The sequence below is a fragment of the Pseudomonas sp. H26/SER47-MNA-CIBAN-0231 genome, assembly GCF_040310465.1.
Classification (GTDB): domain Bacteria; phylum Pseudomonadota; class Gammaproteobacteria; order Pseudomonadales; family Pseudomonadaceae; genus Aquipseudomonas; species Aquipseudomonas atacamensis.
This window is the reverse complement of sequence record NZ_JBEOPW010000012.1, coordinates 48659-60837: the sequence shown is the minus strand read 5'-3', so window position 1 is coordinate 60837 and position 12179 is coordinate 48659. Positions and strand designations below refer to the sequence as shown.

Annotated in this window: 10 protein-coding genes and 2 tRNA genes; 5 read left to right on the top strand and 7 right to left on the bottom strand. The window is 60.2% G+C overall.

The window, feature by feature from the left end:
* Window positions 1-210: 210 nt before the first annotated feature.
* From AAEZ10_RS18340 to AAEZ10_RS18325, 4 genes are all read left to right on the top strand, one after another.
* A tRNA-Leu gene (locus tag AAEZ10_RS18340) sits at window positions 211-297 on the top strand.
* A gap of 180 nt (window positions 298-477) precedes the next feature.
* Window positions 478-564 (top strand) — tRNA-Leu (locus AAEZ10_RS18335).
* Between the two features lie 290 nt (window positions 565-854).
* Window positions 855-1865, top strand: coding sequence for an extracellular solute-binding protein (locus tag AAEZ10_RS18330; RefSeq protein WP_016771941.1), 1011 nt, complete (start codon window positions 855-857; stop codon window positions 1863-1865).
* Window positions 1865-3430 (top strand): ABC transporter permease, encoded by a 1566-nt coding sequence (locus tag AAEZ10_RS18325; protein ID WP_350570387.1) that lies wholly within the window; start codon window positions 1865-1867, stop codon window positions 3428-3430. The genes AAEZ10_RS18330 and AAEZ10_RS18325 overlap by 1 nt, the downstream gene beginning before the upstream one ends.
* 90 nt (window positions 3431-3520) lie before the next feature.
* Here AAEZ10_RS18325 and AAEZ10_RS18320 read toward each other — a convergent pair whose 3' ends face one another.
* The 3 genes from AAEZ10_RS18320 to AAEZ10_RS18310 form a co-directional block, all read right to left on the bottom strand.
* Window positions 3521-5455 (bottom strand): methyl-accepting chemotaxis protein, encoded by a 1935-nt coding sequence (locus AAEZ10_RS18320; protein ID WP_350570385.1) that lies wholly within the window; start codon window positions 5453-5455, stop codon window positions 3521-3523.
* 139 nt (window positions 5456-5594) lie between these two features.
* Window positions 5595-6884, bottom strand: a complete 1290-nt coding sequence (locus tag AAEZ10_RS18315; RefSeq protein ID WP_016771943.1) for an adenylosuccinate synthase — start codon at window positions 6882-6884, stop codon at window positions 5595-5597.
* 54 nt (window positions 6885-6938) lie between these two features.
* Entirely contained in the window at window positions 6939-8126 is a 1188-nt protein-coding gene (locus AAEZ10_RS18310; protein WP_016771944.1) for an ATP phosphoribosyltransferase regulatory subunit, read from the bottom strand.
* Window positions 8127-8214: 88 nt separating this feature from the next.
* On the opposite strand from AAEZ10_RS18310, the gene AAEZ10_RS18305 reads away from it, so the two are divergent.
* A complete protein-coding gene (locus AAEZ10_RS18305; protein ID WP_150638270.1) occupies window positions 8215-8421 on the top strand; it encodes a hypothetical protein in 207 nt (68 codons plus the stop codon).
* Between the two features lie 17 nt (window positions 8422-8438).
* Here the strand turns inward: AAEZ10_RS18305 and hflC are convergent, their stop codons facing one another.
* The 4 genes from hflC to hfq form a co-directional block, all read right to left on the bottom strand.
* On the bottom strand, window positions 8439-9308 hold the full coding sequence (gene hflC, locus AAEZ10_RS18300) for a protease modulator HflC (RefSeq protein ID WP_016771945.1): 870 nt from the start codon (window positions 9306-9308) through the stop codon (window positions 8439-8441).
* Entirely contained in the window at window positions 9308-10474 is a 1167-nt protein-coding gene (hflK, locus tag AAEZ10_RS18295) for an FtsH protease activity modulator HflK (protein WP_024011368.1), read from the bottom strand. Before hflK ends, hflC begins: the two co-directional genes overlap by 1 nt.
* Window positions 10475-10570: 96 nt before the next feature.
* Entirely contained in the window at window positions 10571-11872 is a 1302-nt protein-coding gene (hflX, locus tag AAEZ10_RS18290; RefSeq protein ID WP_041480728.1) for a ribosome rescue GTPase HflX, read from the bottom strand.
* A 12-nt stretch (window positions 11873-11884) separates the two neighbouring features.
* Window positions 11885-12151: an RNA chaperone Hfq gene (gene hfq, locus AAEZ10_RS18285; protein WP_016771947.1), complete on the bottom strand. Its 267-nt coding sequence runs from the start codon at window positions 12149-12151 to the stop codon at window positions 11885-11887.
* Window positions 12152-12179: the final 28 nt, after the last annotated feature.

The following is a 12179-nucleotide window of genomic DNA, read 5'->3' as shown; positions in this document are numbered from 1 at the left end:
TTGTCTATATACGGGTTAGTTTGGCATAGGCGCCGGGAAACGGGAAATTTCCGCTTCTATAAGGCTGTGCAAGGCCTTGTATCGACGCTCGGACACCGTTTTGAACGCCGCTGGTAAAAAAATTCAGTTTTTTCTGCGGCAGGGGTTTACAGTTAAAAAGACGCTCCGTATAGTGCGCGCCATCGACGACGCACAAGCGCTTTCGATGATGCCCAGGTGGTGAAATTGGTAGACACGCCAGCTTCAGGTGCTGGTGACCTTACGGTCGTGGAAGTTCGAGTCTTCTCCTGGGCACCAATTTCGAGTTTGAGACTAGATCAGTTTCAACACTCACACAAAACCCGCGAAAGCGGGTTTTTTGCATTTGCGGGAAAGCTTTTGCTCACACTGATTTATTAAAACCAAATCAGGGGTTTACAGATCAAAAAGGCCTCCGTATAGTGCGCCACATCAACAGCGGCAACGCTTGCGATGATTGCCCAGATGGTGAAATTGGTAGACACGCCAGCTTCAGGTGCTGGTGACCTTACGGTCGTGGAAGTTCGAGTCTTCTTCTGGGCACCAATTCAAATTCAAGGTTCAGGCCTTGGATTTCACAAAAACCCGCGAAAGCGGGTTTTTGCGTTTCTGCTTTCCTGAATTTCCGCAGGTCTTGTAGGAGCTGACGAGTGCAACGAGGCTGCGATCTTTTGATCTTGCTTTTGACCCCCTACCGTTTAACAGCAAGATCAAAAAGATCGCAGCCTTCGGCAGCTCCTACACAATCACCAGCCGCCCCATAAGGCGCACTTGAGAAACAATATCGTTTATCATTGTTGCAAGTTTTTGCAATGCGACAGTGAGGAACCCTGCGAATGACGTTTCGAAATACCCTGCGCCGAGGCCTGACCTTCACCCTCCTCGGCCTGGCACTCGCCACTCCCCTCACCCAGGCTGCCGATGCGGTTTCCCTGACTCTCTACAACGGCCAGCACAAGGAAGTCGGCGACGCAATTGCCAAGGCTTTTGAAGCCAAGACCGGCATCCACGTCAACGTGCGCAAAGGCAGCAGCAACCAGCTCGCGAGCCAGATCATCGAAGAAGGCGACCGCTCGCCCGCCGATGTGATCTACACCGAAGAGTCGCCGCCGCTGAATAACCTCGGCGAACAGGGTCTGCTGGCCAAGGCCGATGACGCCACGCTGGCAGTTCTGCCGGAAAAATATGTAGCAGCAAACGGTACCTGGATTGGCGTTACCGCCCGCGTCCGCGTGGTCGCGTTCAATCCGAAACTGATCGATGAAAAAGATCTGCCGAAATCGGTAATGGAATTTTCCGAGCCGCAGTGGCAAGGCAAGGTCGGCTTCGTTCCGACCAGTGGCGCCTTCCAGGAACAGGCCGTAGCAATCATCAAGCTGCACGGTCGTGACGCCGCCGAAGAATGGCTGACAGGCCTGCGCGCGTTCGGCAAGACCTACAGCAACAATATGGTCGCGCTCAAAGCGGTGGAAAACGGCGAAGTCGCTACCGTCCTGGTGAACAACTACTACTGGTTCGCCCTGCAACGCGAGAAAGGCAAGCTCGACTCCAAGCTGCATTATTTCACCGGCGGCGACGCTGGCGGCTTGATCACCGTGTCCAGCGCTGCCGTGCTGAAATCCAGCAAACATCCAAAAGAAGCCCAGCAATTCCTCGCCTTCATGGCCAGCGAAGAAGGTCAGCGCGTGATCACTCAGACCACCGCCGAATACCCGCTGCACAAAGGCATGGAGTCGGATCGCGGCCTCAAGCCGTTCAGCGAACTGGAAGCGCCGAATGTCACTCCGGCGGATCTGGGCAATGCTGAAGAAGCGCTGGAGCTGGAACGCGAAGTTGGCCTGAACTGATGGCAGCATCGTTATCGGCCCCCGCCGCGCGCGGGGGTTACGTGCCACGACGCAAAAGACCGTCAATCTGGCTGGTGCTGCCAGTATTGCTACTGGTGGTCATGAGCCTGCTGCCACTGGCCTATGTCGGACTGAAAGCCTGGCAGGCCGGCTGGGCCGAGGCGCTGCATTTGCTGTGGCGCCCGTATGTGTTTGGCCTGTTGCGCAACACCTTGGCACTGATGGTCGGCGTGACGGTTACCTGCGCCGTGATAGGTCTGTCGCTGGCGTGGCTGCTGGAGCGCAGCAATCTGCCGGGGCGGCGCCTGTGGGGCGTGATCCTGTGCCTGCCGTTTGCGGTGCCGGCGTTTGTCAGCAGCTTCACCTGGGTCTCGCTCAGCGCGCAATTCGAAGGCCTCGGCGGGGCGATTCTGGTGATGAGCCTGTCGAAGTATCCGCTGATCTTCCTGCCAGTTGCGGCGACCCTGCGCAATCTCGATCCCTCCCTCGAAGAATCCGCCCGCACGTTGGGACAGAATCGCTGGGGCGTGTTTTTCCGCGTCACCCTGCCGCTGCTGTGGCCATCGCTGCTGGCCGGTTCGCTGCTGATTGCCCTGCACATGCTGGTGGAATTCGGCGCGCTGTCGATCATCGGCCTGCAAACCTTCACCACGGCGATCTACCAGCAATTCGAACTGGAATTCAGCAATGCCAATGCTGCGATGCTTTCGGCGGTGTTGCTGGCGCTGTGTCTGCTGCTGTTGTGGCTGGAGCTGCGCGTGCGTGGCAAGGGCCGGCATGTGCGCACCGGCCAGGGCGCGGCGCGGCAAGCTGAACAAGTAAAGCTTGGAGCGTGGGCGGCGCTTGGTCAGTTGTATTGCCTGTTGCTGGCAATTATCGGCAGTGGCGTTCCGCTGGGGATGTTGGCGTATTGGCTGGCGGTCGGCTCATCGGCGGCGTTCCCGGTAGCGGCGATCACCGAGGCGCTGCTGTCATCGCTGGCATTGTCATTGGGCGGCGCGGCGCTGTGTCTGGTGCTGGCGGTGCCGGTCGGGTTGCTGGTGGTGCGCTATAAAGGCCGATTGGCAATCTGGGCCGAACGCCTGCCTTATCTGTTGCACGCGCTGCCGGGGCTGGTGATTGCGTTGACGCTGGTGTATTTCGCCCTGCATTACGTGCCAGTGCTGTATCAGACGTCGGGCTTGCTGCTGATCGCCTATGCGCTGCTGTTCCTGCCATTGGCGCAGGCGCCGATCCGTACTGCGCTGAACAAGGCTGCACCGCAGCTGGAAGAAGCGGCGCGGACATTAGGCGCATCGTCGTTCACCGCGTTTTGCCGGGTGACCTTGCCGATCATTTTCCCGGCACTGGGCGCGGCGTTTGCGCTGGTGTTTCTTGATGCGATGAAGGAACTGACGGCAACGTTGCTGCTCAGCCCAACCGGACTCAATACATTGGCGACCGAAGTCTGGGCGCACACGGCGAATGTCGAGTTTGCGGCGGCGGCGCCTTATGCGGCGTTGTTGATTGTGGTCTCGGGGTTGCCGGTTTATCTGCTGACGACGCGGATGTATCTGAGCCGCTGATACCGTATTCGCGAGCAGGCTCGCTCTCACAATGGGTTGAGTTTCCCTGTGGGAGCGAGCCTGCTCGCGAAGAGGCCAGCCCGGATAACACTAAGCGCGGAACTGCCCCAGGCTGGCTTTCAATTGCGCAGCCAGACCATCCAGCACCTTGCCACTGGCCGTGGTTTCCACCACTGCCTGCGCCGCTTTCTCGGCCTGCGCATGAATCGTTTCGACGCGCCCACGCACTGCCTGTGCACCCTGCGCCTGATGCGCTGCTGCTTGAGTCGCCAGACCGATCGCCGCGTGCACCTGCTCAACCGAAGCCTGCACCGACTGCTGCAACCGCGCACTGTCGCGCAAGACCAGCAAACCTTCGCTGGCCTGCCGTCCGGCCTGACCAATCGCCTCAACCGCCTCACGTGCGCCCTGCTGCAAAGCGACGATGTGCGCTTGAATATCGCCCGTCGAGCTCTGCGTTTTGCTCGCCAGTGCACGCACTTCATCCGCCACCACGGCAAACCCACGCCCGGTCTCACCGGCCCGCGCCGCCTCGATCGCAGCGTTCAATGCCAGCAGGTTGGTCTGTTCGGCGATGCCGTGAATCACCGTCAGCACCACCTCAATCTGCTCGCTCTGCTGCGCCAGTCGCTCGATGACCTTCGCCCCGGTATCGACCTGCCCGGCCAGCGCTTCGATCAGGCTGCCGACCTTGGCGGAAGTACGAGTGTTCTCATCGGTGGCCTGACGAATATCGACAACCTGCTTCAGCGCCGCCTGCATCGCCTGACTTTCCGACTGCGCCTCGTCTGCCATTTGCGACAGCGCGCGCAGGCTTTCCGCCACTTCATCGCGCTGCATTCCGGCAGCCGCATCGGCGCCAGCGTTGCGCAAAGTCATCGCGCCGATTTCCACGCCAGTGCGCTGAGCGACATCACCCGCCTCGCGTACGATCGGCTGCAGCTTGTCGACGAAGCGATTGACCGCCGAGGCCATGTCGCCGATTTCATCCTTGCTGTTGATCTGCACACGCTTGGTCAGGTCGCCCTCGCCCGCCGCCAGATCGTCCATTGCCGCATTGAGCATTTTCAGGCGATTGACCACGCGATGACCGAGCACCACGGCCAGCAACAGCAGCACGCCGCAACCGACCAGCGCCAGACCGACACCGATGCGCCAGCGCAACGTTGCGGCCGCCTCTTGAACGGTTTGCGCGGTGTTGGCTTTCATTTCGCCAGCGGTGCCCTGCGCCGATTGCAGACGCGCCTGCATTGCCTTGGCGCTGTCCGCCGCTGCGCCTTTGAGGCTGTCGCCGACCAGTTGATCGCTGCTGGCAATCAGCGCGAGGAAGCGCTTGTCGAGCTCGGCCAGATCGGTTTCCACCGAGGCCGTGGACACACCCATCAGCACTTTGCCGATCTCCACGCCATTGGGATTGATCGAGGCTTCGAGGTAATAGACTGAGGGATCGTTCTTCGCCGCATCCAGTACTTTATCCAGCGCGCGCTCGCCCTGACCTTTTTCCAGCAAGGCCTTGTTGATCGGATTTTCACGGTTGAGATAACGGGTCAGATGCTGGCCGGTGGCGTCGTCATACACCACGAACAGCACGTTGGGATTGCGCTGGGCGCGGCGGGCAAACTCCGACAGCGTCGGCACGTCGCTGTCCCACATCGCACGCGGCGCTACGGATGCAAGCAACTGCGCCATGTCGTTGGCCGAATCCTTCAGATCCTTCTCCAGCGTCGCCCGCAGTTGCGCCTGCTCTTCTTTGAGGCGTGCGGACAGGCCAGCCGTGAGGCGCTGACGAGTGCTGGCCGATAACGCATCAAGACTTGAAGTGACTTCACGCCCGGCCTGCTCCAGCTCACCGGAGAGCTTCTGGCTGTCGGCACCCAGGCGCACGGCCAGATCAGCTTCGAGCGCCGTGACCGTGCTCCGCGTCAGGGCAACCGCCACCAACACCTGCACCAAAAGGGCGATACCAAGGGTAACGAACACCGGCCGCAACAAACGGCTTTGTAACAGTGAGAGAACGGCTGACACTTTAAATCCCTCTACTTCTGACGCCATTAATTTGATGGCACTCTTGTAGACAGATTCACAGCAAAGGTCATGCCGTCCAACAGGCATAAACGACAAAGGCCCCGATTAAGGGGCCTTTGTTTTTTACATCAACAACTTATCAAGCGAACGGATGACGCAGAACGATGGTTTCGTTGCGGTCCGGCCCCGTCGAAATAATGTCGATCGGCGCGCCGATCAACTCTTCAACGCGTTTGATGTAAGCACGAGCATTGGCCGGCAGCTCTTCCAGGGTCTTGGCGCCCACGGTCGATTCGCTCCAGCCCGGCACTTCTTCGTACACCGGCTGCAGGCCGACGTAGCTGTCAGCATCGGTCGGCGCAACGGCATTGCCCTGCGCGTCTTTGTAGCCGACGCAGATGTTGATGGTTTCCAGACCGTCGAGTACGTCCAGCTTGGTCAGGCAGATGCCCGAAATGCTGTTCACGTCGATAGCGCGACGCAGGATGACGGCGTCAAACCAGCCGCAACGACGGGCGCGGCCAGTGGTAGCGCCGAACTCGTGACCTTGCTTGGCCAGGTGCGCACCGACTTCGTCGAACAGCTCGGTCGGGAACGGGCCGGAACCGACGCGAGTGGTGTAGGCCTTGGTGATGCCCAGGATGTAGTCGAGGAACATCGGACCAACGCCCGAACCGGTCGCCACGCCACCCGCGGTGGTGTTGGAGCTGGTCACGTACGGGTAGGTGCCGTGGTCGATGTCGAGCAACGAACCTTGCGCGCCTTCGAACATGATGTCCTTGCCGGCACGACGCAGGTCGTGCAGCTCGGCGGTCACGTCGAGCATCAGCGGCTTGAGCAGCTCAGCGTATTCCTTGCACTCGGCCAGGGTCTTTTCGAATTCGATGGCTGGCTCTTTGTAGTAACCGACCAGCATGAAGTTGTGGTAATCCACCAGTTCACGCAGCTTGTCTTCGAAGCGCGGCATGTTCAGCAGATCGCCGACACGCAGGCCACGACGGGCAACCTTGTCTTCGTAAGCCGGGCCGATGCCGCGACCGGTGGTACCGATCTTCAGCTCGCCACGGGCCTTTTCACGGGCCTGGTCCAGCGCGACGTGGAAGGACAGGATCAGCGGGCAGGACGGGCTGATACGCAGGCGCTCGCGCACCGGTACGCCTTTCTCTTCCAGCTTGGTGATCTCGCGCAGCAGGGCGTCAGGTGCAACCACCACGCCGTTGCCGATCAGGCATTGCACGCCTTCGCGCAGCACGCCCGACGGAATCAGGTGCAAGACGGTTTTCTCGCCGTCGATCACCAGCGTGTGACCCGCGTTGTGGCCACCCTGGTAGCGCACTACGGCGGCAGCATGTTCGGTCAGCAGATCAACGATCTTGCCTTTGCCCTCATCACCCCACTGGGTGCCCAGGACTACGACATTCTTACCCATAACACTTGTCCTCATTCGCGCAAACTTGGTGCCGGCGATGGCCGGCAGGAAAACTCAAGAAGCCAGTGGCGATACTTGCCAAAGCCCGTTCTGCTGAATCAATTGCCGGTCGCAGTCCGCATCACGGGCGGCGGCCAAAGGTTGTCCAGGCAAGGCCTGAACGACACGCTGACCCTCACTGCGCAACTGGCAAACCTGCTGCCAGAGTGCCGCATCCGTACTGTCAGGCATCCAGATACCGCCAGACGGTAGCTCGATCTCAGCACGCCCCAGGGTCACCAGGGTTTTCAAATCGGTAGAGAAACCAGTCGCCGGACGGGCGCGACCGAAATCGGCGCCGATGTCATCGTATCGACCGCCCTGAGCGATGGACTGGCCAACGCCCGGCACGAACACCGCGAACACCACACCGGTGTGGTAGTGGTAGCCGCGCAACTCGCCGAGGTCGAAATACAGCGGCAGCTGCGGGAAGCGCACGGAAAGACGCTCGGCGATCGCCAGCAGATCTTCCAGCGCCGCCAGCACCGGCGCCGGCGCGTTGGCCAGACGCTCGCGGGCAGCGCTCAACACTTCCCGGCCGCCACACAGATCAACCAGTGCGCGCAGCATCCCCGACAGATCGGCTGGGAGACCTTCGGTCAGGGTAATCACTTCATCGATGGCCTTGCGCTGCAGGGCATCGAACAACTGCTGCTCGACTTCACCGGAAAGACCAGCGGCACGCGCCAGACCACGGTAGATGCCGACATGGCCGAGGTCCATGTGCACGTCCGGCACATCGGCCAGTTGCAGCATGGCCAGCATCAGGCTGATGACTTCGACATCACTGCTCGGGCTGGCGTCGCCGTACAGCTCGGCGCCCAGCTGGATCGGGCTGCGCGAGGACGACAATGCACGCGGCTGGGCATGCAGGACGCTGCCGGCGTAGCACAGACGGCTAGGGCCTTCGCGACGCAGGGTATGCGCATCGATGCGCGCCACTTGCGGCGTGATGTCGGCGCGGAAACCCATCTGCCGGCCCGATTGCGGGTCGATGACCTTGAAGGTACGCAGATCCAGGTCCTGGCCCGCGCCGGTCAGCAGGGATTCCAGGTACTCGATATGGGGAGTCACGACGAACTCGTAACCCCAGCTCTGGAACAGATCCAACACCTGACGACGCGCAACTTCAATGCGCGCCGCCTCCGGTGGCAGTACTTCTTCGATGCCATCTGGCAGCAGCCAGCGGTCTACCGTTGCCATTACGCCATTCCCCTTTGATCCGGGCGGCCAGCACTAGGCGAGCCTTGAGTGAAGCAGAAAATGACCGGAGCGTTCAAAACGCACGCGCATGAACGACGCAGCGAAAGGCCGGCTGGCGGCTTCGCCCATCACTTTCCTCGAAAAACGCTCGGGCTATTCAAACCCGATGCCTGCAACAAAAACAGCAATCAAACGTGCAGACGCAAAAAAGCCGGGAATTTCCCGGCTGCCGCATCATACACACGTTTTCCGAAAGGATCACCCCGCCCGAGGTTTTAGCCGCCGGGCGGACTGATTCAGGTCAACGTCGTATCAAGGTTTGGCTTTTTCCAGATAACGGAAGAAGTCGCTGCTTGGGTCGAGGACCAGGACGTCGGATTTGTTCGCGAAGCTTTCACGGTAGGCACGCAGGCTACGGTAGAAACCGTAGAACTCCTGGTCCTGGCCGTAGGCCTTGGAGTAGATCGCAGCAGCCTGGGCGTCACCGTCACCGCGAACCTCTTCGGATTCACGATAGGCTTCGGCCAGCAGCACGCGGCGTTGACGATCGGCGTCGGCACGGATGCCTTCGGCCAGCTCGTTACCCTTGGCGCGGTGCTCGCGAGCTTCACGCTCCCGCTCGGTGCTCATACGCTCGAACACGCTGCGGTTCACTTCCTTCGGCAGATCGATGGCCTTGACCCGGACATCGACCACTTCGATACCCAGCTCTTTTTCCGCCATCTTGTTCAGCGACGCAGTGATGTCAGCCATCAGCGCATCACGTTCACCCGACACCACTTCGTGCAGGGTGCGCTTGCCGAACTGGTCACGCAGGCCCGATTCGAGACGACGGGACAAACGCTCGTCGGCGATCTGCTTCAGACCCGAAGTCGCGGTATAGAAGCGCTCGGCATCTTTCACCCGCCACTTGGCGTAGGCATCGACCATCACGGCTTTCTTTTCCAGAGTCAGGAAGCGCTGCGTCGGTGCATCCAGCGTCAGCAGACGCGCATCGAATTTGCGCACCTGGTTGACGTAAGGCACTTTCACATGCAGACCCGGCTGGACATCGGCCTGAACCACACGACCGAATTGCAGCAGCACCGCGCGCTCGGTCTGAGCGACGATGTAGAAGCAATTCCAGCCCACCAGTACCACAACGACGCCAACGATCAGGGCGATCAGCGATTTATTGCTCATCAGCGGGTCTCCCTTGTACGCGTCTGCGGCACGTCAGTGACATGCGGCGTGACGTCCGTGTTATTGCTGGCGGCCGAACCGGTCACCGGTGCATTACCCGAACTGTTCTGGATCATCTTGTCCAACGGCAGGTAGAGCAGATTGCTCTGGCCGTTCTTGTTGCCGGTCACGAGGACCTTGCTGGTGTTGCTGAAGACTTCCTGCATGGTGTCCAGGTACAGACGCTCGCGGGTGACTTCAGGTGCCTTGCGATACTCGGCGACCAGTTTGGTGAAGCGATCGGCCTCACCCTTGGCGCGCGAGATGGTCTCGTCGCGATAACCGTTGGCATCTTCGATGATGCGCTGGGCCTGACCACGGGCTTCCGGCACCACGCCGTTGGCGTAGGTTTCAGCCTGGTTGCGCGAACGCTGCTCGTCTTCACGGGCGCGGATCACGTCATCGAAGGCTTCCTGCACTTCACGCGGTGCCGCTGCGCTCTGTACGTTGACCTGGGTGACGGTGATACCGGTGCGATAGGTATCGAGGAAACGTTGCAGACGCTCCTTGATCTCGCTGGCCATCAATTCACGACCTTCGGTCAGCACCTGGTCCATGGCGGTGGACCCGACCACGTGACGCAGTGCACTTTCGGTCGCGTGCTGCAGACTGATTTCCGGCTGATCGACGTTCAGCACGAAGTCCTGCAGGTTGCTGATCTTGTACTGCACGGTCAGCGGCACTTCGACGATGTTCTCGTCTTCAGTCAGCATCTGGCCCTGCTTGGTGTACGCACGCTCACGCGTCACGTTCTCCATGTACTTCTTGTCGATCGGCGGGAAGTAGATGTTCAGGCCCGGGCCGACAGTCTCGTAGTACTTGCCGAAGCGCAGCACCACGGCTTGCTCCTGCTCGTCCACCACGTAGACCGCGCTGTACAGCCAGACAGCCGCCAGCACGACCAGGCCGATGCCGAGCAGACCGCCGAAGCCGCCACTGCTGCGCCCCGATCCGCCGCCGTCATCACCGCGTTTCTTACCACCACCGAACAACCCGTTCAGGCTTTCCTGCAGCTTTCGGAAGGCCTCGTCGAGATCCGGTGGTCCCTTGCGGTCGCCGTTATTGCGGCGCTTGCCACCCCAGGGATCCTGATTATTCGAGTTGCCACCCGGCTCATTCCAAGCCATAGCGCTCTCCATCTGATAAAGCAAAGACGCACCCACGGCGCGCCGACCAATGCTACAGAATGCCTGCCGTTGCGGCACAACCGCTTTGTCAGGCTTTTATTGCAAAGTGTGTTGCTCGATGAATTCCATCGGCTGCAATCCTTCGCGGCTTACCAATCGATTCAGCTCGATCCGGGGCAAACGAACGGCCAGCAGGCTGACACCTTCATCATCGTATTCTTCTTTCTGCACCGCCCCGAGTTCGAAGAACTGCGCACGCAGCCGAGCGAAGCGTTGCGGCAAGCGCAAGGTACCGACGAACAGATCACTGCCGAGCAACTCGGCGATGGCCTGTTCAAGCAGTTCCAGACCGCTGCCATCCCTCGCCGAGAGCCAGACCCGTTGCGGCTTGCCATCGGCATCGCGCTGGATCTGAGGCTCGACGCCTTCAAGCAAATCGAGTTTGTTATAGACCTCGAGGATCGGCAAGTCCTGGGCACCAATCTCGCCCAGCACCACCATCACCTGCTCGATCTGCAACATGCGATCCGGTTCGGCCGCATCGATCACGTGCAGCAGCAGGTCGGAATTGCTCGACTCTTCGAGCGTAGACCGAAATGCCTCGACCAGCTTGTGTGGCAGGTGACGAATGAAACCCACGGTGTCGGCGAGGACGATCGGACCGAGGTCGTCAAGCTCCAGCCGGCGCAGGGTCGGGTCGAGCGTGGCGAACAGTTGATCGGCCGCGTACACCTCGGACTTCGTCACGTTGTTGAAGAGTGTCGATTTGCCGGCGTTGGTGTAGCCCACCAGCGAAACGGTAGGAATGTCCGCACGGGATCGGCCACGGCGTGACTGCTCGCGCTGACTGCGCACCTTCTCCAGCCGCCCCTTGATCTGACGCAGGCGAACCCGCAGCAGACGGCGGTCGGTTTCCAGCTGGGTTTCACCCGGGCCGCGCATACCGATACCGCCACCCTGACGTTCAAGGTGAGTCCAGCCGCGAACCAGCCGCGTGCTCATGTGGTCAAGCTGGGCCAGTTCGACCTGCAGCTTGCCCTCATGGGTGCGTGCGCGTTGGGCGAAAATATCGAGAATCAGCCCGGTACGGTCGATCACGCGACACTCGAAAACACGTTCGAGGTTGCGTTCCTGACTGGGCGTGAGGATGTGATTGAAAATCACCAGATCGGCTTCTTCAGCCTTGACCAGGTCGCGCAGTTCCTCGACCTTGCCGCTGCCGATCAGATATTTGGCGGTTGGCCGATGACGCGGCACGTTGAAAAACGCGACGGTCTCGGCGCCAGCCGAATTTGCCAACTCCTGAAACTCCTGCGGATCTTCGCGCGCCTCAGGGTCCTGTCCATCCAAGTGAACGAGGATGACTCGTTCACCACCACCGTGGCGCTCAAAGAACAAAGGAGACTCCTATCAGGCGTTACCCGGCGCTGCATCGGCATCGCCCTGTTCGTTTTCGGTTGCGCTAGGCAGACGAATTGGACGAACCGGCACGACGGTCGAGATAGCGTGTTTGTAGACCATCTGGCTTACGGTGTTTTTCAGCAGGATCACGAACTGGTCGAATGACTCGATCGTCCCTTGCAGCTTGATACCGTTGACCAGGTAGATGGAAACCCCGACTTTCTCTTTACGTAAAGTGTTCAGGTAAGGGTCTTGTAGCGAATGCCCTTTTGACATGTGCCGCACTCCTTTAAGGATTCAATAA